This is a genomic window from Varibaculum vaginae (assembly GCF_900604285.1).
GTDB lineage: Bacteria > Actinomycetota > Actinomycetes > Actinomycetales > Actinomycetaceae > Varibaculum > Varibaculum vaginae.
On sequence record NZ_UWNY01000002.1, the window covers coordinates 270,677 to 292,034 of the forward strand.

Sequence of the window (21,358 nt, forward strand, 5' to 3'; positions counted from 1 at the left end):
CCAGTTTTGAGAAGATCCGCCAAACCTTTAATTATGTAATCGATATGTTGAAAACCAGTTGGAGAATACCTTTCCTAGGGATACCAGCCTGAAGTAGGTAATAATGGAGAGTATGAGCACTTCGGGTATGAGCCTTGACCATGCATTGATGATCATCGCGGGAGAGGCCGCGCAACAGGTAGGGGTCTATCTACGCAAAGTTTTTCGCGCACCTCTAGAGGTGTTCTTAAAAGCCGGTATCCACGATCCGGTTACCATCCATGACCGCTACATAGAGGCGAGACTGCAGTACCTGCTAGGGAAGGCGGTGCCTGCTTCCCGGATCTTAGGGGAAGAAACCGGAGAACACGTCCTTGAGAAAGCAAAAATTTCCGCAGCCGGAGCTTTAACCTTAGAGCAGATTCAGCGCGCTAGTTGGGAAGGCGGAAGCCGGCAGGGGGCAGAGCAGATTTTAACCGAGGAATTCCCTTGGGAACTGGCTCGTCCCGAACAACGTGAACATGCCCCGGGAGCGGGGGAAATAGCTTATGCAACAGAGCTAGTAAAAGATTTGGGTGCGCGGGTACGCTGGATTGTAGATCCAATTGATGGCACCGCGAATTTCGCCTCCGGAGTGTCCTATTTCAACACTTCTATCGGGGTGGAGTTAGATGGAAAAATGGTGGCAGGCGTAGTCTACGTGCCCTATACCCGCGAACTTTTTATCGCTGATGCAACCAATGCCACCCTTTATGAGGGGGAACATGCCACCGAAATGTATGCGGATAATGCCCGCCTAGAAAGCGAGGGGATCATCACCGGATATTTTCCTTTCCGCGATAAAGATCCCCAACGGGTAGAAACATCTTGGAAAATGGCCTCGCGTCTGGCTGATGCGTATGCTACTGTACATTCGCCCGGGGCAGGAGCTCTCGATTTAGCCCAGGTGGCCGCCGGACATACCGCGGTGGCTTTTGGAACTGCGATGCGCCCCTGGGACGTGGCTGCGGGGATCCACTTGGTACGAGTGGCTGGAGGTACTGTACATACATTCCAAACCCGTCATAACCGGGAAGAACCTGAGTATTTACGAGGGGCGTTCGTGGCCAGTGCTCGCGATTTAGATCCCTTTACTGCACGCGCCGCTGTCGAGCAGTTTATTCGTGCTTTTCAATAGTCTCATTGGATCGGCACACCGGTGGGAAAACTCCTAACTGGAACGGAAATATAGGTGCAGTTTACCCGCGCAATTAATAAAGGGCGCCAATAGATGTGAAACTGCTCAAAGAAGCTCATCTAGTGGGGAATAAAGTAGAAACCTAGCGCGAAATTCTGGCAGAATAGCTTGTTGTACCGGGCCAAGACACCCCCTCTCTGTGTGGCGGCCTTGTCTCGAGAGCTTGATCCAGGCCGAATCCCACCGGCTAGGGCGGGCGCTCAGCAGTCAATAGAACAGGAGAAACCACAAAAGTGGCAGTTCGTATTCGTTTAAAGCGTATTGGTAAGATTCACTACCCGGTGTACCGGATTGTAGTGGTAGACAGCCGCAAGAAGCGCGACGGTCGCGTAATTGAAGAGGTTGGACAGTACAACCCTAACGAGGAACCTTCCTTTATTCAGGTAAAGTCGGATCGGGTTCAGTACTGGCTCGGCGTGGGGGCGCAGCCCTCGGACGCAGTTCGCCGGTTACTGGTGCTCTCGGGTGATATCGCCCGCTTCAACGGTAAAGAAAACGTTGAAAGCTGGATCAAGACCAAAGAAACTCTCAGCAGTGAAGAAGCTCGTGAAAAGAACGTGAAAGCCGCCGCTGACGAGGCACAAAAGCGTAAGGCCAAGGTCAGCGAAGAAAAAGCTAAGGCCGAGGCCGAAGCAGCGAAAGAAGCCGAGGAAGCTGCCGAATCTGCGGAAGCCGAGGAAGCTGCTCCCGAGAGCGAGGAAGCCTAAACATGTTGGCGGATGCACTAGAACATCTAGTTAGTGGAATTGTCGATCACCCCGAGGATGTGCGGGTGGATGAACGCAATATGCGTCGCGGCAAACTGCTAGAGGTGCGGGTTAATCCGCAGGATCTTGGGCGGGTAATCGGTCGGGGAGGTCGTACCGCGCGGGCTCTACGAAAAGTTATGGGCGCGCTGTCTACTCGCGGACCGGTTCGGGTTGATGTTGTCGACACGGATCGCCGTTCGCGCCGATAACGCCAGTTTTTACTTGCGAGCCCCATGAATCGTCATGGGGCTCGCAACTTATATAGCAAGAAAGAGAACTATGAATCTGGTAAAAATCGGGCAGGTAGGCCCGCCGCGTGGCCTCAAAGGCGAAGTGCTGGTGCGGCCCTTTACCAACTATCCCGCTGAACGTTTTCAGGTAGGGGCAGCCCTGACTACGGCTTCAGGTGAACAATGGACAGTGGCGTCCTATCGAGAAATAAAAAATCGTTACTGCCTCACGTTTTCACATATCAACACGCGCGAAAGCGCCGAATCTATCCGCGGCACCGAGCTCTTTGCCCCTGAAATGTCCCACGAAGACGAATATTCAACTGCCCAGTTATCTGGACTGACAGTTCTCAGTCCCGAGGGTGAAACCTTGGGGAAATGCAGCGGGGTAGAAATGGGAGGATTTCAGGATCGTCTGCAAGTAACCACTGCCGACGGCCAGATTGTGGAAGTACCTTTTGTGAAAGCCTTAGTGACCGGAATAGACCTGGAAAATGGGGTAATCACCGTGGATGCGCCTGCGGGACTGTTCTAAAAGCGCAGAAAGGTGCCCAAATGCGGATTGATATCATTTCTATTTTCCCCCAGTTCTTTGATTGTCTAGATGTTTCCCTTATGGGGAAAGCCCGCTCTAGCGGGCTTTTGCAAACACATGTTTGGGACCTGCGAGACTGGACCCAAGACGTACATCGTACGGTGGATCGCGCCCCCGCGGGCGGGGGCGCAGGGATGGTGATGAAACCAGATGTCTGGGGGAAAGCCATTGACCAGGTGATTGAGCAGGCAGGTGCCGCTAAAACGGTGCTGGCGATTCCTACTCCTTCGGGAATCCCCCTCACCCAAAGTCAGGTACGTGATCTTGCTGAGAACACCGAGCATCTGGTAGTGGCCTGTGGACGTTATGAAGGCATCGATCAACGGGTTGGTCAGTACTATCAGCAGAATACCGAGGTACAGGTGCTGCCGTTTTCTCTGGGGGACTACGTGCTAAACGGCGGGGAAGTCGCCGCCGTTGCCCTGGTAGAAGCCACCTGTCGGCTGCTAGAAGGCTTTGTGGGTAATCCCAATTCTCTGGTAGAAGAATCCTATGAATTATCTGGGCTCTTAGAGTATCCCGCCTACACTCAGCCAGCTACTTGGCGTGGACTGGAAATCCCCCCAGTGTTGTTGAGCGGAGATCACCAGAAGGTCAAAAAATGGCGGCGTCAGCAGTCCCTAATGCTAACTGCCGAACGACGCCCCGATTTGATTTGGAAGTTAGCTCCCGACGTCCTCGTAAAATCTGATCGTGAAATCCTTGCTGCCAGGGGATTCCTCCCTGCCCCCTATCGGCAGCAGGTACGCTTTCGCCGCGCTCAGCCGGGAGAAACTGTAACTTGCTCAGCCATAGCTTCTCGCTTATTCCCGCAGGCCTGCCCGAAAGATTTACCCGAGGAAGCCATCGCGTGTTTTATAGAGGACGAGTTAAGCGAAGCGGCTTTCAAAGCTTATTTAGACGACCCGAACAATTTGATTATTTTGGTCGAAGTCGCCCCCGTCACGCAGACCGGTACTGATGATACTGCTTGGGAAACTGCTGGTTATACTCTGATAGAGGCGGGAGCCCCGGGATTTTTGCCCCCAGAAGAAAACTTGATGCAATCCGGGGGCAAAAACTGCGCGTACCTTTCGAAATGCTATCTGGATGCATGCTGGCATGGTTCGGGATTAGCGGGGGCAATGCTGGAAGTATCCCACGCCTACCTACAAGAATCTTTTCCGCATCTAACCAAGATTTGTTTAGGTACTAATCGAGAAAATAGGCAGGCATTAAAGTTCTATCGTCACCACGGCTACCGTAAATGTGGACGTAGAACCTTCCTGGTGGGGGGAATCGAAAACCTGGATGTGATAGCGGTTAGGGATTTCACAGCCTGCCAGGTTCCGTCTTGGGCGCAAAACGTGGCACAATAGGCAAGGTTGCACAAGTAGGCTGCGAAACCTGCCGCAGGGGGCCGCAAATGCCGCTTGTCAATGCGAGATACGCCGGCCAGACCGGCCCGATAGCTGACGTTACCTGCGGAACGAAGGCAAATGAGGAAACTACATTGAATATTATCGATGAGATTAACCAGAAGTCCCAGCGCTCCGATCTGCCTGATTTTCGCGCCGGTGACACCGTTAAAGTAAATGTACGCGTCACTGAAGGTGGAAACACCCGTATTCAGGTGTTCCAAGGGGTAGTAATTGCTCGTCATGGTAAGAAACAAGCGAATGCTACGTTCACTGTGCGTAAAGTTAGCTTCGGTATCGGGGTGGAACGTACTTTCCCGGTAAACTCGCCGACTATCGATTCTCTAGAGGTAGTAACTCGCGGCGATGTACGCCGGGCGAAACTCTATTACCTGCGTGAACGTCATGGGAAAGCCGCTCGTATTAAAGAGCGTCGCGACGCCTAAAACTGTTATTTATAATCGGCTCTGCCTGCGGGCAGAGCCGATTTAACTATATATGGCATGATGGAAATAACGAATCATGGCGGGAGCTAAAGGGATGAAAGAAACTAGAGCCACAAGCGGCTTAGAAAAACGGGCGACTAGCGGTTTTGCCCCAAGAAGCGGTCGCCGCGCACGTAAAGCTCCCTCCAAAGGATGGTTAATGATTCGCGAAACCCTAATGATGGTGGTGGTAGCGTTAGCTATCTCTGCGATCATCAAGGCTTTCTTGCTACAGGCCTTCCAAATCCCGTCCTCGTCAATGGAACAAACCCTACAAATCAATGACCGCATCATCGTGTCGAAACTAGTTCCTAAATATCGGCAGCTTAATCGGGGTGACGTGATTGTCTTTCAAGATGATGAAAACTGGCTTAAGCGTGATGCCAATACCCCTAGCCCCTCCATTGCTGGAAAGATAATGATCTGGGTGGGGCTGCGTCCCGATGACTCCCATAACCATCTGGTGAAACGAATCGTAGGCTTGCCTGGGGATCGGGTGCAATGTTGCGATACTAATGGGCGGTTGAAAGTCAATGGAGTCAGCGTAGATGAAAGTGGATATATTAATCCCGGCAGTGCCCCCTCATTAATCAAATTTGATGTTACGGTACCGGCTGGAAAACTTTGGGTGATGGGAGATAACCGCTCGAATTCAGAAGATTCCCGTTTCCATATGAAAGAGCCCTCGAAAGGATTCGTGTCCGTAGACCAGGTCACGGGGCGAGCCTTTTCCATCATGTGGCCGATAACTCGGGTGTCTACGATTAAGAACACCGACGCTTTCGCGGCGGTTCCGCCTGCTCCCTAAAATGACGACCACCCCAAGCCGTGAACTAGAACTCTCCCTACTAAAGCGCGCGGAAAAACTATTTACCTCCCCGAATAATACCGCTATCTCTGCAGGTGAGGATGGGACTTCGGCGGCTAAACTAACTTGCGTGGCTGGTATTGACGAAGTGGGCAGGGGAGCCATCGCCGGCCCCCTAGCCGTGGGGGTAGCAGTAATAGATGGAACCGAGGGGGCACCCCCTGTCGGTTTGACTGACTCGAAACAACTAACCGCCAGGCGCCGCGAAGCTATGTTTGACGAGTTAGCTGCGTGGCCGGCAGCCTGGGCAGTGGGTACTGCCACCCCTGCAGAAATTGACTGTGAGGGCTTGACCCCCGCTCTCCGCCTAGCGGCATTCCGCGCCCTAAATGTCATCGAAACCATCGGTTTTTCTCCGCGTTTGCTGCTGCTTGATGGGAGTTTCGACTACCTAACGGCACCTGCAGATGTGTTTTCGCTCACGCAATCTTCCTTGCCGGAATGGGTGCCGGATGCGTCCTCAGGGCAAGAAAATTCTCGTGAAGTTACCACTTTGATTAAAGGGGATGGGAAATCGGTAGTTATCGCCGCTGCTTCCGTCTTGGCGAAGGTTACTCGCGATAGACTAATGAGCGGCTTACCCGATCCAGGGTATGGTTGGGCAAAAAATAAAGGATATGCGTCCGCGCAGCATATGCAAGCAATTAGTCGGTTAGGGTTGGATTCTTTACATCGGCTCAGTTGGCATTTGCAAGGCGTACCGGAGACTGATTTCACTCGGGCTTGGGGTATGCGCCGTGCCCGCGGAACGCAGGCTCCCACAGTTTTCAGCAGTCTAAGGGGATAAAATTGGGTATTGAAGATTTAGAAGCCTATGAGAATCATCAGGAACTCGCCTTATTCCGCGAATACCGAGATGTGGTTTCCATCTTCAAATACGTGGTGGAAACCGATCGCCGCTTTTACCTGGCCAATCAGGTCGACGTACAAATGCACAATAATGGTGGGGATGTTTTCTTCGAAGTAACCTTACAAGATGCCTGGGTATGGGATATTTACCGTCCCTCCCGCTTCGTTAATCAGGTTAAGGTCTACTCTTTCAAAGATATTAATGTGGAGAAGCTGCCCGAATCAGAAATAACTATCTAGAAATAATGCCCGGATAGCGTATTTCGCTAACCGAGGAGGCGGGCGACTGTTACCATAGAAAAAAGTGTTAGGCATTTTCCATGCTTTATAAGCAGAAAGGCAGACAGTGTCCAAGATTAATGCTGTGGCGCCGGACTGGTCCGGGATAGCTTTCCATAACGACTCTTTTGTCGATGTATCCAGCGAGGATTACCGCGATAAATGGGCGATAATGTTCTTCTATCCGGCGAATTTTTCCTATGTTTGTCCTACCGAACTAGAGGATTTGGCAGACAGCTATGCCCAGCTGCAACGGATGGGGGTAGAAGTTTATTCAGTATCTACTGATAAGCATCATGCCCATAAAGCTTGGCATCAAACTTCGAAGCGGATCCAAAAGATTGCCTTCCCCATGGTGGCCGATCCTACCGGCAAAATCTCTCGGGCATTTGGAGCTTTAGACGAGGAATCCGGCTGTGCCTATCGCTGTACCTTCCTGATTGACCCCAATGGGATTATTCAATACATAGAGACCACTTCGGATGCGGTAGGGCGCAGTGCTGGGGAGCTATTGAGGAAGGTACGTGCCGCTCAGTATATTTTTGACCATCCTGATGAAGTATGTCCCGCGAATTGGGATTTGGGCGAAAGTACTATTACTCCTACTTTTGATCTGTCTGGGAAGCTGTAAAAATGCTAGAAGAAAAAATACTTGACCAGGTAAAACAAGTTATTGGATTAATTAAATACCCGGTAGAGTTCGCCACCTCTTTGGATTATTCTGAGCAATCTAAGCAGACCTCTGAAATTCTGCACCAGATAGCAGGCTTATCAGAAAATATTCAGGTCAAATGGGAAGAAAATAAGCGTAAGCCCTCTTTTGCGATTCGCCGTGTGGGAACCGATATCGGGGTGCGTTTCGCCGGGGTGCCTACCGGAACTGAATTCAACAGCTTTGTGTTAGCGTTATTGCAGGTGGGTGGGCATCCGGTTAAGGCTGATGCCGATATTATCGCTGCGATTAAAGAAATCGATGAACCTGCCGAGTTCACTAGCTATGTTTCGCTTTCCTGTATGAACTGTCCGGATGTGGTGCAAGCTTTAAACGCGATTTCAATTATCAACCCGCTGATTAAGCACACCACAGTGGATGGTGGTACTTTCTGGGAAGAGTTTGAGCATCTGCATTTACAATCAGTACCCACGGTGATGAAAAATGGGGAAGTATTTTCGCAGGGCAGGGCAACTTTGGAGCAGATTGTTTCCAAAATTGGGCGGGGTATGACCGGACTACGGTTGAAGCGTCTCAATGCTCTAGATCCCTTTGACGTGTTGGTAATTGGGGGTGGTCCGGCTGCTACTGCTGCAGCGGTCTACGCAGCGCGTAAGCAATTGCGAGTCGGGTTGGTGGCAGATCGGGTTGGAGGGCAGATTTTGGAGAGCGGTCAGATCGAGAATCTGATTACCCTTGAACGCGTCCAACCCGAGGATTTAGTTTCTACTTTTAAAGCAAACCTGCGTGATTACGCAGTTCACCAAATCGGTGGGATTCGGATTGAAGCCATTGGGGAACGTGATAAGGATGGGCTGGTTCCGCTTACTACCGAAGGTGGGGCATGTTTGCGTGCGCGAACCGTAGTGATTTGTACCGGCACCAGTTTTAAACGTTTGGATATTTCTGGCGAAGATCAGTACCTGAACCGGGGGGTTACCTTCTGTCCTCACTGCGATGGTCCGCTGTTTGCGGATCGTAGAGTAGCAGTCATGGGGGGAGGAAACTCGGCGGTAGAGGCAGCTATTGATTTAGCGGCCTTAGCTCGCGAAGTTACTTTGATTGACTTGGCGGAACAGTTACAGGCAGATAAGGTTCTAGAAGACCGGCTCACAGCACTGCCCAATACCCGGGTGATTAGTTCTGCCAATGCCACTAGGGTGCTAGGAGACGGTCATCGGGTAACCGGTCTAGAATATATTGATGCCCAGAGTGGGAAGCACGTATTGGATCTTGACGGTATCTTTGTGCAGATAGGATCGATTCCTAACACTGACTGGTTACCGGAAACTATAGAGTTAGAGAATGGATATATTCGGGTAGATAACCAGGGTGCCACTTCGGTACCGGGAATTTTTGCCGCCGGAGATTGCACTAACACTCCGCATAAGCAAATTGTGATTGCTCTGGGAGCGGGGGCAAATGCTGCCCTGGGAGCTTTTAACTACTTGATCCGTTGTCCGCAGTATGGTGATCAGCTGTTTTAAGGGCTGTGTTTGAGGCTACGGGGTGTTCTGTCTCGGGCTAGCAGCGGTTTACAGAGGGGTATCCCCAAGGGAAAATAATCCAGAGTTTTCCTTGTTTGGAGAATAACAGGTTTCGTTTGCTTGGCTATTGGGTCATTCTTGACGCATGACAAGCAAGAACCGGGCGATTGGGACGGCGGGAGAAGATTTGGCCGTCCGAATGCTGAAAGAGTCTGGTTACCAGATTCTAGACCGTAACTGGCGCTGTCGTTTCGGAGAACTCGATATTATCTGCCGGGATCCACATTCAGCGCGTCTAGTATTTGCCGAGGTAAAAACGCGCACTTCTCAACAGTATGGGGGTGCGAGACGGGGTATTGGCCGCGAAAAATATAACCGCTTGCGCCAACTGGTGAGCTTGTGGCTCAGCAGCCATCCCGGTTCAGGCAGAGGGCGTGGAGTACGGATTGATTTGATAGCCATTGATATTTCTGGCGGTACAGTACCGCTGATTACCCACTGTCGGGGGATTTAAGATGGGGCAAATCGGAACTTGTTTTGCTTTAGGCATGGTGGGATTGCATGGTCACCTCATTAAAGTTGAAGCTCATCATACGCAAGGACTACCAGCCTTTTCTCTAGTAGGACTACCGGATGCTTCTCTACGGGAATCACGAGCTCGAGTGGAGGCCGCGATTGCCTCTACCGGGCTGCGTTGGGAGCCTACCCGGCTGACGGTTAATCTTTCCCCCGCGGAATTACCTAAGACTGGCTCTGGTTTTGATTTGCCGATTGCGTTGGCTGTGGTGGCTTCCCGCTATACGGGAGTGCAAAAACGGGCAACGGGGATGGTGTTTTGCGGGGAACTGGGGTTAGATGGACGCGTCTATCGGGTGAAAGGAATCTTGCCGCAGGTTTTGGCAGCACGGCGAGCCGGCTTTAAGAAAGTGATGGTTGCGGCCGAAGCGGTACCCGAAGCCTCTCTAATCGAGGGAATAGAAATTATCGGAGTATCGCATCTGGTAGAAGCGTTGTGTTATTTAGGGATGCGGAAAATAAAAGGGCGGCTAGCGGAACTTAAAATTCTCAATAAACCTGCTTCTCCAGCTATAGCTCGTTCCCCGGTGCTGGATAATTCCCCAGATTTGCAGGAGGTGCGGGGAGCGTTTCTAGCGCGAAGAGCCTTAGAAATAGCTGCTGCCGGGGGACATCACCTGAGTTTTATTGGAGTTCCTGGATCCGGAAAAACTATGCTGGCACGTTGTCTACCAGGGATTTTACCGCCCTTGAATGATGAAGAAGCCCTGGAAGTCACCTCGATTCACTCCCTGGCGGGAGCCTTTATGCCCGATAACGGCCTGATGCGTCATCCTCCCTTTATCGCCCCGCATCATTCCGCCACTCTTCCGGCCTTGATTGGGGGAGGTAGCGGAATCGCCTCCCCCGGGGCAATCTCCTTAGCGCACCGGGGCGTCCTTTTCCTGGATGAAGCCCCTGAATTTCAAACCCGGAGCCTGGATGCTTTAAGACAGCCTTTAGAAACCTCGAAAATAACCGTACATCGCTCCCGGGCGGTTACTAGTTTTCCCGCAGCGTTCCAGCTGGTAATTGCGGCTAACCCTTGCCCCTGTGGAATGTGGGGACAGCGGGGAGGAGAATGTAAATGTACTCCTTATCAACGGGTACGGTATTTAGCGCGGCTATCGGGGCCTTTAATGGATCGTATCGATTTGCAGTGCCGGGTGGGCAGACCCAAAATTACTGATTTAGCTACTGAGGAATTACCTGAGGATAGCCAATCTGTCCGGGAGCGGGTGCTTCAGGCGCGCGAAAGGGCGCGCTATCGCTGGAAAGAGCAGGAAGTTGCCCTGAACGCGCGTGTCCCCAGCCGTATGTTGAGGCAGCATTTAGATTCCGCTTCTAAAGATCGCCTTGATCACCTGGTGGGATCGGGGTGGATCTCTATGCGGGGTGCTGACCGTATCTGCCGAGTAGCGTGGACAGTCGCGGATCTAAAAGGCAGGGATAAACCCACAAGCGAAGATTTTGGTTTGGCCTATTCGCTGAGAACTTCGCAGTGCTCCTAGGAGGAAACATGGAAGATGATCACCAGTACCGGCTGGCCTGTGCCAGTTGGTCGATGCTTACTGAGGCCGGAGATCAGGCCGCAGATTTGCTCCTTAGTGAATTAGGGCCGGTTGCGGCTCTAAGAATTGCTCGCCGTGCTGCCAGTGACACCCCGCAGCGTTGGCACAGCTATTTACCGGTGGAGCTCCTACGGCGCACCGGCGCTGACAAATGGGATAAATCGTTTTCTCGCTGGCGGAGCCGCCTAGAAGTCCTAGATTTATCCGCTCTGGAAAAGATGCTTTCCCGAGGACGTTTTACGCTGCTTACTCGCCGCGATCCGGATTGGCCAGCCTCATTTGCAAATGTGGCTAACGCTCCGTGGGCTCTCTGGGCAATCGGCGATACTTCCCTGATAAATGGTAAAAGTGAAAAAACCGTGGCGATGGTGGGGGCACGCGCCGTTTCCAACCTGGGACACGATATTGCCACCGAACTTGCCTGGCGGTGCGCAGGGGAGGAGATTACCCTGGTTTCCGGGGGTGCTTATGGGGTGGATTGCCTGGTTCACCAGGCTTGTCTGCGGGCAAAAACCCCTACGATTAGTCTGCTGGCAGGCGGTCTGGATCGTCCTTATCCGGCTATGAACTCGCAGATGTTTAAACAGATTTCTCGCAACGGCTTGTTGCTTAGCCAATATCCGCCCGGATCGCGCCCCACTCGCTGGCGATTCTTAGATCGTAACCGGCTTATTGCAGCGTTATCGGCTGCAACTGTAGTAATCCAGGCGGGATTTCGCTCCGGAGCGCTCAATACTGCCCGGCACGGCATGGAACTAGGGCGGCAAGTGGGGGCAGTTCCCGGCCCGATTAACCAACCCGAATGGGCAGGCTCCAACCAGTTAATCCGGGATGGCGCGACCTTGATTAGCAGCGCCGAGGACGTGCAAGAAATGATTGCGCCCCTGGGGACGGTAATTTGCGCGCAAAACCGAGTGCAAGCAGGGTACCTGGACGGTCTTGATCCCCTAAGTGCCCGAATCCTGGATGCTATTCCCCTACGTAGCCCGGCTGATGCCTCGGCAATTGCACGTGCCAGCGGGGCAGCCATCGAGGAAGTGCTGTCCATAATGGGTAACCTGGAAATGGATGGTCGAGTTATCCAAATTAATGACAAATGGAAAAAGGCGGGAGTCTAGGCATGCGAGCGGTAAAGCGAAGGGAAGCCTTAGAGGATTATCGCCGCTACTTGCAGTATGCGAAATCATTTTCTCCGGCCTCCATTAAGGCCTATCTTGCGGATTTACGCGGGTGGCTGGATCATTGTGGAATCAATGAAGAGCAATCCGTTCTGCCGGCCTGTACTTTGTCGGCAGCACGTAACTGGCTGGCTCATTTGCGTTCTCAGGGGCAATCGGCTACTACGATTGCGCGAAAAATCGCGGCGCTGCGTGCCTTCTCGAAATGGGCAAAACAAGATCAGTTGCTGGAAACGGATTTTGCAAAGCAGTTGCGTACTCCGAAAACTGCAAAGAATCTGCCACATACGCTGTCAGTTTCACAGGCTAAACAGCTGCTAGCTTGGTGTGAAAGCCAGGCAGAGAAGACCGCGGTGCTGGCACGGGATTGGGCAATATTCGAGTTGATTTACGCTACCGGGGCGCGGGTGGGGGAGATATGTGCCCTCGTACCGGAAGATATTGATTTCAACTCGCGCACAGTGCGGTTATGGGGTAAGGGCTCCAAAGAACGAATAGTCCCCTTTAGTTCGCAGGCGGAAAAATCCTTGCTCTTCTACTTACAGAGGGCGCGGGGTGAGCTACAAAAATCTCCGCCGGCTGATGCCTTATTTTTAGGAGCCCAAGGAGGGGCAGTATCTGAAAGGATCGTACGGGGGCGTTTGCATCGAGCCTGTGCCTTGGCGGGAGTACCAGATCTAGGGCCACACGGTTTGCGGCATTCGATGGCTTCCCACATGTTAGCGGGTGGGGCAGATTTACGAGTAATTCAGGAAATGTTAGGACATTCTGCGCTATCTACTACCCAGCGCTATACCCATGTTGATGCCCATCGTCTGATTGGCGCCTATCAACAGGCTTTCCCCCGTGCCTAGCGTTTTCTGGTCATCTAAACCTTCGGTACAAAGATTGGTTTAAGCATCAGGGAGGAGGCGAATCGGTCCCAAGATTAGCAGCAGGGGGTTTAGATAGTGGTAATCATCGATTTTTGCCCCAAAATGTAGCCCCGGGTGTCCCGGTTGCAAGATTCCAATCTTTTGGCCGGATTTAACCGCGGTTCCTACCGCTAAATCACTTGTCACCGGGGTATAGGTGGTGCGAATTAGCTTCGTATGTTTAATCGAAATACTGGGCTTACCAGCGATGGTACCGACAAAGAAAACGGTTCCCGCACGCGCACTAAAAACCTCGCTGCCGGCCGACATATCTAGATCGACTCCCCGGTGTCCGCTGCCCCAGGGAGAGGTTGGGGGGTTAAAGGCACGTAGGATTTTGACCCGGTGGCGACTTGGCCACTGGTAATGCCCGATTTCCCCAGCAAGCCGCGCCAGGTTTACATTCTGTCCAAATCCTTGACCGCCGATAGTAATAAGAGCCGGGGGAGGTGGGGAAAAAGCCAAGAGTAAGGCTGCGCCCAAAGCCGCCAGCAGTGCCCCGAAGGAATAGAGATTCTTCTTCATCCCCTCAGCTTGCACCCTCGCACCCTCCGCAAGAATTTTCTAATAAGCAAACCAGGATGATGTGCCCTTATATAGCCCGGAGGACAAACGGGGGACAACCGCAGAGATAGCTGCAGGAACAACCAGAGTAAACCTTGAAAAATAAATAACCAGTATTTTCTTTTGGAAACTGTCAGCAGATTAACAGTGCTCAGTAGCGCTTTCAGCTTGGGGTACTTCCTTCCGGCCGCTAAGATAGCACTTAGCGCCTGGCTAGCCAGGTGACTTCGCGTACGACTACCAGCTTCGCTGGGTCACGCTGGCTTCGGTCCTGTTTTTGGCGGGGATCTTTTTGGGGCAAATCCTAAAGGGGTTTCTAACGGTAAAAACGGGTGTCAGCGGACGTCGTGCCAGGAACCGAATGAAAACCGTAAACCGGGGCACTAGCCCCTAAACGCGTGCGTCCCAGACGCACTGAAAGGAAGTCATGGCGGTAGTAACCATGTCTGAGCTGCTGAAGAGCGGCGTTCACTTTGGACATCAAACCCGACGTTGGAATCCTAAGATGAAGCCCTTCATCTTGACTGATCGCAACGGTATTTATGTAATCGATTTAGCGCAGTCCCTAGATGGCATCAATCGTGCCTACGATTTCGTGCAGCAAACTGTGCTGCGCGGGGGGAACATTCTCTTTGTTGGCACCAAGAAACAGGCGCAAGACTCCATTGCTGAACAGGCGGAGCGGGTAGGGATGCCCTACGTTAATCAGCGCTGGTTGGGTGGTATGCTCACCAACTTTGGTACCGTACACAAGCGTCTGCAGCGTCTGCGGGAACTAGAACAAATCGACTTCGATGATGTTTCCGGTTCTGGACGCACCAAGAAAGAATTGCTGATGATGCGCCGCGAGAAAGACAAACTCGCCCGCACCCTGGGTGGTATTCGCGATATGGCGCGTATTCCTTCTGCTATCTGGGTAGTTGACACCAATAAAGAGCACCTGGCAGTGGCAGAAGCCAATAAACTTAATATCCCGATTGTGGCGATTTTGGATACCAACTGCGATCCGGACGAAATCGAGTTTGGGATTCCTGGTAATGATGATGCTATCCGCTCGGTAGCTCTGCTCACCCGGATTATTGCCGATGCCTGCGCTGATGGTTTGATTGCTCGCTCGCAAAAGGCGGCTGCTAAGAAAGAAACTAGCGAAGATGCTGCTGTGGCCAGTGAAGAACCCTTGGCCGATTGGGAACGTGAGCTGCTAGAGGGCTCCGCAAAAGGCGAAGCTAGCGAAGAAGCCGGCGAAGAGAAAGCTGAAGAGCCTGCTGCCTCCGCGGAAGAGGAAAAAGCTCCGGCTGAAGCAGAAAAGTCTGAATAATCCGCTAAGGATCGTTAAGAGAGGAACATACTTATGGCTATTTCGATGCAAGACATTAAAGAGCTGCGCGAACTGACCGGTGCCGGTCTAATGGAAGTAAAGAAAGCCCTGGAAGAGGCCAACGGTGACAAGGAAGCAGCTGTAAAGGCAATTCGGTTAGCGGGTAAGAAATCCCTAGCTAAGCGGGAAGATCGTTCTACCGCTAATGGTCTGGTAATGGCGAAAGTTCTGGATACTGCGGACGGACAGGCCGGGGTAATGGTAGAGCTAAACTCCGAAACTGACTTTGTGGGCAAGTCCCCCAAGTTTGTGGAGGCCGCCGAGGAAATCATGCAGGCGTTGGTAGACAGCGGGGTAAGCACTCGTGACGACCTGTTGGCCGCAAAATGCGGTGAGGGCACCGTGAAAGACAAGGTAGAGGAAATCGGCGCTCTCTTCTCCGAGAATATTGTTTTGGGTAAGGTTACCCGGATTGAGGGCGAGGCTGTGACCAGCTACTTGCATTACTCTTCCGCGGATCTTCCCGCGCAGGTCGGGGTGCTGGTGGCCACTGATAAGGCTGGCGCAGAAGTCGCTCACGATATTGCGCTGCATGTTGCTGCCTATAGCCCCCGTTTTATTGATCGCGAGGAAGTTCCCCAGTCTGAGCTGGATAAGGAACGCGAAACTCTGCGGGAAATGACCATTAAAGAGGGCAAACCCGAAAAGATTGTCGACAAGATTGTTGAAGGCCGGATGGGATCCTTCTACAAGGATAATTGCCTGCTAGATCAGGATTTTGCAAAAGATCCCAAGAAAACAGTAGGGCAGATTGTGAAAGCGGCTGGCGGTAAAGTTACTGCTTTCGCCCGTTTCCACGTAGGTTCTTAAGTAGATAAAGATGTGGCCTCAGGAAAATCCTGAGGCCACACTTTTATGTTCACAAGCTAAAAACCCGGATTTTACCGGGATAAATAAGTAAGAAGTCCCTGGGGGCGACCTCAGGCAGTAATCTTCGGGTTAAGGTGGTAGGGACAGGTGCTGCCTGCCGGCCAGTAACGATATTTAAGGGGACAAGGGTGAACCAAGAAATCGCAAATAAACAACGCAGAGTGATGCTGAAGTTGTCTGGAGAGGTCTTTGGCGGCGGGCATGTCGGCATGGATTTAGACGTTATTAATTCGGTAGCTCACCAAATCGGAGCCGCAGTTGAACGGGGAGTTCAGGTTGCGGTAGTAGTGGGCGGGGGGAACTTCTTCCGGGGTGCCGAACTTTCTCAGCGCGGTCTAGATCGGGCGCGTGCCGACTATATGGGAATGCTGGGAACAGTAATGAATTCCCTGGCTCTACAAGATCTGTTAGAACAGGCAGGGGTGACCACCCGAGTGCAGACTGCGATTACCATGGGGCAAATTGCAGAGCCTTATATTCCTCTAAAAGCTGTGCGCCATATGGAAAAGGGACGGGTAGTGATTTTCGGCGCCGGCAGCGGTCTGCCATTCTTCTCTACTGACACCGTTAGTGCCCAGCGAGCCCTCGAAACCCACTGCCAAGAGCTATTAGTTGGGAAAAACGGGGTTGATGGGGTTTATAGTGCGGATCCCAAGTGCGACCCCAGTGCCACCCGCTTTGACCATCTCACCTATCAGGAAGCTCTGCAAAAAGGGCTAAAAGTTATGGATGCTACCGCCTTTAGTCTTTGCATGGACAATGGTCTTAATACCCGGGTTTTTGGTATGTCTGAGCCTGGCAACGTTACTTCCGCCCTCCTGGGTGAGACAATCGGTACATTAGTTTCTGCTGAAAAGGAGTAGCCAAGTGATTGACGATATTCTGCTCGAGGCCGAGGACAAGATGGAAAAAGCCATCGAATTTTCCCGGGAAGAGTTCACCACTATCCGTACGGGGCGCGCCAATGCCGCCATGTTTAACCCGATTTTGGTGGAGTATTACGGGGCACCCACGCCTTTGCAGCAACTGGCGACTATCAATATTCCGGAGCCACGTACGGTGTTGATTGCCCCCTATGATAAGTCCTCCACTAAAGATGTTATCAAGGCCCTTCGGGATTCTGACCTGGGGGTTAACCCCACTGACGAAGGTAACCATATTCGGGTTACCCTACCGGAACTTACCGAGGAACGGCGTCGTGACTACGTAAAGCTAGCGGGGCAAAAGGCCGAGGAAGGCCGGGTTACCATTCGCGGTATTCGCCGCAAAGCTATGGATCAGCTAGCTAAGTTGAAGAAAGATGGCGATGCTGGTGAGGACGAAGTAACGCGTGCGGAAAAAGAAATTGAGGCTCTGACTAAGAAGCAGGTAGACACCATGGATGCTTTGCTGGAGTCCAAAGAAAAAGAATTAATGGAGATGTAGTTGAAGCAACCTCCCCATGCCTTAAGCAAGGGATCGGCATCTGCCATGAACTCAGAACCTACTAAGAATCCGCCTGCGAAAGCCGAAAAATCGCGGGCGGGTCGTAACTTGCCAGCCTCAATCGGCGTGGGAGTAGGGCTGGGAGCCTTGGTACTGGCACTGCTATTAGCACCCACAGTTTTTTTCCTAGTGTTCGTAATGGTAGTGGCGATAATGGCTGAAGTAGAGATGGCCAGAGCCCTTTCCCGTATCCGGATAAAATTGTGTCTTCCACCCCTTTGGGTAGGAACTATCGGGATGCTACTTTGCGCCTATCTGCTTGGGCCCGAAGGGCTGTGGGCAGCACTATTGGCAACCCTGATTACCTGCGCGATTTGGCGCTTAAGCGTGGGGCCGTCTAAGTTTGCTACCCGCGATCTTTTAGCTACCTGCTTTGTCGCTATCTATTTGCCGTTCTTAGCTTCTTTCGTAGTGATTATGCTGCATAATCCACATTATCCGGCGCCGATTATTCTCTGGATTGTGATCACTATATGTAATGATATAGGCGGTTATGTGGCGGGGGTGCTTAAAGGAAAGCACCCGATGGCTCCGGCAGTATCTCCCGCGAAAAGCTGGGAAGGGTTTGCAGGCTCCCTGGTGATGTGTACGTTGGCTGCTACTATCGCGGTATGGGCTACAGGAACTCCGCTGTGGGCAATTGCGGCGCTAGGGATATTAACCCCCATTCTTGCCACTTGCGGCGATCTGGGGGAGTCCCTGATTAAGCGAGATTTGCAGCTTAAAGATATGGGTCACTTGCTGCCTGGTCACGGCGGGGTAATGGATCGCTTAGATTCACTGCTGCTCACGGTGCCATTGTTCTTTGTAGTCTCACTATTTATCTTTTAAGGACGGGGCAAAAATGGCGAAACCACAAGCCCCGGAAGCGGAGAAAAATACGGTTAAAACTGGGGGAAAGGAATACTTCCTCCCCAAGAGTGCTGCCAGTGATAAAGAATTGATGCGCCGGGCTCGTCCTCGCCGCGATCCTGCCCAGGTAATGCCCACCGATCAAGTACCCGAGGGCGCCAGTAGCCCGGATGCACGTCCCGTACTGCGCTTTCAAGCAACTAGGCGGGTAAAACCGCAGGAACATTTGGCGGATTTTAATCTGGCGGGACGTAAACAACTGCTAAAAGATGCTGGCTTCCCAGCTTTTCGTGCTGACCAGTTATCCCGGCATTATTTCACTCATCTGACTACTGATCCGCAGCAAATGTCAGATTTACCCGCCAATGGACGAGAAAAGCTAACTGAACTGGCTTTCCCCTCTTTGGTTCAGCAAGTAATATCTCATAGCGGTGACCGGGGAATGACTCGCAAATACCTGTGGCGTCTATTTGATGGCGCTGAAGTAGAGTCGGTGTTGATGCGGTATCCTTCCCGCGCTACTCTCTGTATTTCTTGTGAAGTGGGATGCGGCATGGCCTGTCCGTTTTGCGCGACTGGGCAAATGGGGCTGACTCGTAACCTTTCCACCGCGGAAATCGTGGAACAGGTGCGTTTGGCACGAAAGGCCTGTCAGGAGGGCGAGCTTGGCGGAACTCCCTGTAACCTTTCCAACGTGGTGTTTATGGGAATGGGGGAACCCATGGTGAATTATCGCGCAGTTCTAGGCGCGGTACGCCGGTTAATCGCCGATCCTCCGGAGGGGTTTGGCATGTCGGCGCGGGGAATCACGGTTTCGACTGTGGGGCTGGTGCCGGGAATTAAGAAGCTGACGGAAGAAAAAATCCCTCTCACCTTGGCTATTTCTTTACATGCTCCCGATGACGAATTACGTGATCAGCTGATTCCTTTGAATTCTCGGTTCAAGGTCAGTGAACTCTTGGATGCCGCCTACCAGTATTTTCAAGTTACCGGCAGGCGCGTTTCCATTGAATATGCTCTGATTAAAAACATGAATGATCAAGTTTGGCGGGCGGGCTTGTTGGCGGATTTACTGAATGCTCGCGGGCGTGGTTGGGCGCATGTGAACCCGATTCCTCTAAATCCCACTCCGGGATCTATCTGGACGGCGAGTGAATCCCGCGCTCAAGCAGAATTTGTGGATACTCTGGAGAGTAAAGGTATAACTACCACTATCCGTGATACTCGCGGACAGGACATTGACGGAGCGTGTGGCCAATTGGCGACCAAATCTCGGAAGGAGAGGGCTGGCAAATGAGTGAGAACAGCTTTCCGCGAGCCGGTTATTTTACGCGGGGGTACGATCCAGCACAGGTTGACGAGTTTTTCACTAAGGCTCGTAAGGCCTACGAGGGTGGGGTGCCTGCGGAAAAATTCTCGGCTGCCCAGGTGCGGGGTGCCCATTTTGACCTGGTGCGGCGGGGCTATCAGACGAGCGCTATTGATCAAGCGATGGATCGTCTAGAGGCAGCGTTCGTGCGCCGTGACCGTGCGGATAACGTGGCGGTTAACGGTTCCCAAGCTTGGATGGAGCGGGTGGCGCAGCGGGCAACTACTCTGTATCCCCGGATGCTCCGTCCTCGGGGTAAACGTTTTGCCCATCCGGATGGAAAAGGCTATGACGCTGCTCAGGTGGATGAGCTTCTAGACCAGCTGGCACAGTATTTTGACTCTGATGAGGGGATGACTTCTGCTCAGATTCGTAGCGCCACTTTCAAGACCGCCAAGAATGAAAAAGCCTATAAAGAGGGCGTTGTTGATGCTTATCTTTCGCGGGCAGTAGAAGTATTGCTGGCGGTAGAATAGCCGCTGGTGGGCGCGCAGATACCGTCAAAATAATGCTGGTGATTTGGGAGGGATAGTGCGGGACGTTTTTATCTTGGGATCCACCGGATCTATCGGCACCCAAGCCTTAGCAGTAATTACTCAAAATCTGGAGCGTTTTCGCGTTCGCGGTTTGAGCGCTGGGGGATCTAACCTAGCTTTACTGGCGCGCCAAGCTGCGAGCTTCCGTCCACAGATAGTGGCAATTTCCCAAGATAAGAGGGAGGAATTCGCTGCTACACTAGCTGCGGAACTTCCTGGCGGTGAAAAATATAGTCCCGAGATTTTGTCTGGGGGAGATGCGAGTGCCCTCCTGGCGGGGAGAGCCAGTCACGAGGCGGTAGTGCTCAATGGAATTACCGGTGGGGTGGGTCTAGCTCCTACTTTGGCTGCTCTAGAAAGCGGAGCCACCTTAGCGCTGGCAAATAAGGAATCTTTGATTGTCGGCGGTGCCCTGGTGAAAGCTGCCTGCCGACGCCCTGGCCAGATTGTGCCGGTGGATTCAGAACACTCGGCGATTGCCCAGGCTTTGGCTTCTGGCGTGCATCATAAGGGACTGACCAGTGTAAACCAGGATGGGCGCAGTGAAGTTAGCCAGATTATTCTCACTGCCTCTGGCGGGCCGTTTCGGGGGCAGAAACGGGCAGACTTAGCAGAAGTTAACGCGCAGCAGGCTCTTAATCACCCCACCTGGTCGATGGGGCCAGTAGTCACTATTAATTCTTCAACTTTGGTGAACAAGGGGTTAGAGCTGATAGAGGCGCATTTGCTGTTTGATGTTGCTCCCGAAAATATTGTGCCGGTGATTCACCCCCAGTCGATTATTCATTCCGGGGTTACCTGGCGGGATGGGGCTACTATTTTGCAGGCCTCCCCACCGGATATGCGTCTACCGATTGCCTTGGGGTTAGATTGGCCGGTGCGCCTGGAAAAAACAGTCATGCCCCTGGATTTCACCAAGACCCAGCAGTGGCAGTTTGAGCCGGTAGATCATGAGACTTTCCCGGCGATAAAACTAGCGCGGCAGGCAGTGGCAGCTTCGGCTACTCACCCGGCGGTCTATAACGCCGCCAATGAAGTGTTCGTAGCGGCCTTCCTGAAAGGAAACCTACCTTACCTGAAAATAGTGGATTCTCTGGCGCAAGTATTATCTGAACATGTCGGTATTGATAATCCGGATTTAACGCAAATCATGAACGTACAAACTTGGGCGAAAACTAGGGCTCAGGAAATTGTCATAAACACTAGGTAGGCTACCCCC

At 52.3% G+C, this 21,358-nt stretch carries 25 protein-coding genes; 23 read left to right on the forward strand and 2 right to left on the reverse strand.

Going from position 1 to position 21,358, the window contains the following annotated elements; all coding sequences use genetic code 11:
- Positions 1-112 precede the first annotated feature (112 nt).
- The 15 genes from EFB02_RS06975 (at position 113) to EFB02_RS07045 (ending at position 13,025) form a co-directional block, all read left to right on the forward strand.
- Positions 113-1,156 carry an inositol monophosphatase family protein gene (locus EFB02_RS06975; RefSeq protein ID WP_160115393.1) on the forward strand — a complete coding sequence of 348 codons (1,044 nt, stop codon included), beginning with the start codon at positions 113-115 and terminating at the stop codon, positions 1,154-1,156.
- 293 nt (positions 1,157-1,449) lie between these two features.
- Entirely contained in the window at positions 1,450-1,923 is a 474-nt protein-coding gene (gene rpsP / locus EFB02_RS06980; RefSeq protein ID WP_122820873.1) for a 30S ribosomal protein S16, read from the forward strand.
- Between the two features lie 2 nt (positions 1,924-1,925).
- Positions 1,926-2,174, forward strand: coding sequence for an RNA-binding protein (locus EFB02_RS06985; RefSeq protein WP_122820874.1), 249 nt, complete (start codon positions 1,926-1,928; stop codon positions 2,172-2,174).
- A gap of 70 nt (positions 2,175-2,244) precedes the next feature.
- Complete coding sequence (rimM, locus tag EFB02_RS06990) at positions 2,245-2,730, forward strand: ribosome maturation factor RimM (RefSeq protein ID WP_160115394.1); 486 nt, start codon at positions 2,245-2,247, stop codon at positions 2,728-2,730.
- 20 nt (positions 2,731-2,750) lie between these two features.
- Positions 2,751-4,148, forward strand: coding sequence for a tRNA (guanosine(37)-N1)-methyltransferase TrmD (trmD, locus tag EFB02_RS06995; RefSeq protein WP_122820876.1), 1,398 nt, complete (start codon positions 2,751-2,753; stop codon positions 4,146-4,148).
- 134 nt (positions 4,149-4,282) lie between these two features.
- Positions 4,283-4,633 (forward strand): 50S ribosomal protein L19, encoded by a 351-nt coding sequence (gene rplS / locus EFB02_RS07000; RefSeq protein WP_122820877.1) that lies wholly within the window; start codon positions 4,283-4,285, stop codon positions 4,631-4,633.
- Positions 4,634-4,709: 76 nt separating this feature from the next.
- Positions 4,710-5,480, forward strand: a complete 771-nt coding sequence (gene lepB, locus EFB02_RS07005; RefSeq protein WP_234992775.1) for a signal peptidase I — start codon at positions 4,710-4,712, stop codon at positions 5,478-5,480.
- A 1-nt stretch (position 5,481) separates the two neighbouring features.
- Entirely contained in the window at positions 5,482-6,327 is an 846-nt protein-coding gene (gene rnhB / locus EFB02_RS07010) for a ribonuclease HII (protein WP_122820878.1), read from the forward strand.
- Between the two features lie 2 nt (positions 6,328-6,329).
- Positions 6,330-6,629 carry a DUF2469 domain-containing protein gene (locus EFB02_RS07015; protein ID WP_122820879.1) on the forward strand — a complete coding sequence of 100 codons (300 nt, stop codon included), beginning with the start codon at positions 6,330-6,332 and terminating at the stop codon, positions 6,627-6,629.
- Positions 6,630-6,735: 106 nt separating this feature from the next.
- Positions 6,736-7,299 (forward strand): redoxin domain-containing protein, encoded by a 564-nt coding sequence (locus EFB02_RS07020; protein WP_122820880.1) that lies wholly within the window; start codon positions 6,736-6,738, stop codon positions 7,297-7,299.
- Between the two features lie 2 nt (positions 7,300-7,301).
- A complete protein-coding gene (gene ahpF / locus EFB02_RS07025) occupies positions 7,302-8,867 on the forward strand; it encodes an alkyl hydroperoxide reductase subunit F (protein ID WP_122820881.1) in 1,566 nt (521 codons plus the stop codon).
- Between the two features lie 145 nt (positions 8,868-9,012).
- On the forward strand, positions 9,013-9,381 hold the full coding sequence (locus tag EFB02_RS07030; protein ID WP_122820882.1) for a YraN family protein: 369 nt from the start codon (positions 9,013-9,015) through the stop codon (positions 9,379-9,381).
- A 1-nt stretch (position 9,382) separates the two neighbouring features.
- Positions 9,383-10,933 carry a YifB family Mg chelatase-like AAA ATPase gene (locus tag EFB02_RS07035; protein ID WP_122820883.1) on the forward strand — a complete coding sequence of 517 codons (1,551 nt, stop codon included), beginning with the start codon at positions 9,383-9,385 and terminating at the stop codon, positions 10,931-10,933.
- 8 nt (positions 10,934-10,941) lie between these two features.
- On the forward strand, positions 10,942-12,111 hold the full coding sequence (dprA, locus tag EFB02_RS07040) for a DNA-processing protein DprA (protein ID WP_122820884.1): 1,170 nt from the start codon (positions 10,942-10,944) through the stop codon (positions 12,109-12,111).
- 2 nt (positions 12,112-12,113) lie between these two features.
- Entirely contained in the window at positions 12,114-13,025 is a 912-nt protein-coding gene (locus EFB02_RS07045; RefSeq protein ID WP_160115395.1) for a tyrosine recombinase XerC, read from the forward strand.
- A gap of 39 nt (positions 13,026-13,064) precedes the next feature.
- Here EFB02_RS07045 and EFB02_RS07050 read toward each other — a convergent pair whose 3' ends face one another.
- Positions 13,065-13,610 (reverse strand): M23 family metallopeptidase, encoded by a 546-nt coding sequence (locus EFB02_RS07050; protein WP_147471051.1) that lies wholly within the window; start codon positions 13,608-13,610, stop codon positions 13,065-13,067.
- 355 nt (positions 13,611-13,965) lie between these two features.
- A complete protein-coding gene (locus EFB02_RS08765; RefSeq protein ID WP_200831585.1) occupies positions 13,966-14,121 on the reverse strand; it encodes a hypothetical protein in 156 nt (51 codons plus the stop codon).
- On the opposite strand from EFB02_RS08765, the gene rpsB reads away from it, so the two are divergent.
- The 8 genes from rpsB to dxr all read left to right on the forward strand — a co-directional run bounded on the left by rpsB (position 14,077) and on the right by dxr (position 21,349).
- Positions 14,077-14,967, forward strand: a complete 891-nt coding sequence (gene rpsB, locus EFB02_RS07055; RefSeq protein WP_122820887.1) for a 30S ribosomal protein S2 — start codon at positions 14,077-14,079, stop codon at positions 14,965-14,967. The genes EFB02_RS08765 and rpsB overlap by 45 nt on opposite strands.
- A 33-nt stretch (positions 14,968-15,000) precedes the next feature.
- Positions 15,001-15,837, forward strand: a complete 837-nt coding sequence (gene tsf, locus EFB02_RS07060) for a translation elongation factor Ts (protein ID WP_122820888.1) — start codon at positions 15,001-15,003, stop codon at positions 15,835-15,837.
- Positions 15,838-16,061: 224 nt separating this feature from the next.
- Positions 16,062-16,760, forward strand: a complete 699-nt coding sequence (gene pyrH / locus EFB02_RS07065; RefSeq protein WP_122821046.1) for a UMP kinase — start codon at positions 16,062-16,064, stop codon at positions 16,758-16,760.
- A gap of 4 nt (positions 16,761-16,764) precedes the next feature.
- On the forward strand, positions 16,765-17,322 hold the full coding sequence (gene frr / locus EFB02_RS07070; RefSeq protein ID WP_122820889.1) for a ribosome recycling factor: 558 nt from the start codon (positions 16,765-16,767) through the stop codon (positions 17,320-17,322).
- Between the two features lie 45 nt (positions 17,323-17,367).
- Complete coding sequence (locus EFB02_RS07075; RefSeq protein WP_147471052.1) at positions 17,368-18,213, forward strand: phosphatidate cytidylyltransferase; 846 nt, start codon at positions 17,368-17,370, stop codon at positions 18,211-18,213.
- 112 nt (positions 18,214-18,325) lie between these two features.
- Positions 18,326-19,531, forward strand: a complete 1,206-nt coding sequence (rlmN, locus tag EFB02_RS07080) for a dual-specificity RNA methyltransferase RlmN (RefSeq protein ID WP_122821047.1) — start codon at positions 18,326-18,328, stop codon at positions 19,529-19,531.
- The gene (locus tag EFB02_RS07085; protein ID WP_122820891.1) at positions 19,528-20,079 is read left to right on the forward strand and encodes a DivIVA domain-containing protein; all 552 of its coding nucleotides are present in this window, start codon (positions 19,528-19,530) and stop codon (positions 20,077-20,079) included. Before rlmN ends, EFB02_RS07085 begins: the two co-directional genes overlap by 4 nt.
- Before the next feature lie 52 nt (positions 20,080-20,131).
- Complete coding sequence (gene dxr / locus EFB02_RS07090) at positions 20,132-21,349, forward strand: 1-deoxy-D-xylulose-5-phosphate reductoisomerase (RefSeq protein WP_122821048.1); 1,218 nt, start codon at positions 20,132-20,134, stop codon at positions 21,347-21,349.
- Positions 21,350-21,358 lie beyond the last annotated feature (9 nt).

Bases quoted from the DNA above. Each gene is read 5' to 3' on its own strand.
- EFB02_RS06975 (WP_160115393.1), top strand. From the start codon at position 113: ATGAGCACTTCGGGTATGAGCCTTGACCATGCATTGATGATCATCGCG.
- EFB02_RS06985 (WP_122820874.1), top strand. From the start codon at position 1,926: ATGTTGGCGGATGCACTAGAACATCTAGTTAGTGGAATTGTCGATCAC.
- rimM (WP_160115394.1), top strand. From the start codon at position 2,245: ATGAATCTGGTAAAAATCGGGCAGGTAGGCCCGCCGCGTGGCCTCAAA.
- trmD (WP_122820876.1), top strand. From the start codon at position 2,751: ATGCGGATTGATATCATTTCTATTTTCCCCCAGTTCTTTGATTGTCTA.
- lepB (WP_234992775.1), top strand. From the start codon at position 4,710: ATGGCGGGAGCTAAAGGGATGAAAGAAACTAGAGCCACAAGCGGCTTA.
- rnhB (WP_122820878.1), top strand. From the start codon at position 5,482: ATGACGACCACCCCAAGCCGTGAACTAGAACTCTCCCTACTAAAGCGC.
- ahpF (WP_122820881.1), top strand. From the start codon at position 7,302: ATGCTAGAAGAAAAAATACTTGACCAGGTAAAACAAGTTATTGGATTA.
- EFB02_RS07030 (WP_122820882.1), top strand. From the start codon at position 9,013: ATGACAAGCAAGAACCGGGCGATTGGGACGGCGGGAGAAGATTTGGCC.
- EFB02_RS07035 (WP_122820883.1), top strand. From the start codon at position 9,383: ATGGGGCAAATCGGAACTTGTTTTGCTTTAGGCATGGTGGGATTGCAT.
- dprA (WP_122820884.1), top strand. From the start codon at position 10,942: ATGGAAGATGATCACCAGTACCGGCTGGCCTGTGCCAGTTGGTCGATG.
- EFB02_RS07045 (WP_160115395.1), top strand. From the start codon at position 12,114: ATGCGAGCGGTAAAGCGAAGGGAAGCCTTAGAGGATTATCGCCGCTAC.
- EFB02_RS07050 (WP_147471051.1), bottom strand. From the start codon at position 13,610: ATGAAGAAGAATCTCTATTCCTTCGGGGCACTGCTGGCGGCTTTGGGC.
- rpsB (WP_122820887.1), top strand. From the start codon at position 14,077: ATGGCGGTAGTAACCATGTCTGAGCTGCTGAAGAGCGGCGTTCACTTT.
- tsf (WP_122820888.1), top strand. From the start codon at position 15,001: ATGGCTATTTCGATGCAAGACATTAAAGAGCTGCGCGAACTGACCGGT.
- pyrH (WP_122821046.1), top strand. From the start codon at position 16,062: ATGCTGAAGTTGTCTGGAGAGGTCTTTGGCGGCGGGCATGTCGGCATG.
- EFB02_RS07075 (WP_147471052.1), top strand. From the start codon at position 17,368: ATGAACTCAGAACCTACTAAGAATCCGCCTGCGAAAGCCGAAAAATCG.
- rlmN (WP_122821047.1), top strand. From the start codon at position 18,326: ATGCGCCGGGCTCGTCCTCGCCGCGATCCTGCCCAGGTAATGCCCACC.
- EFB02_RS07085 (WP_122820891.1), top strand. From the start codon at position 19,528: ATGAGTGAGAACAGCTTTCCGCGAGCCGGTTATTTTACGCGGGGGTAC.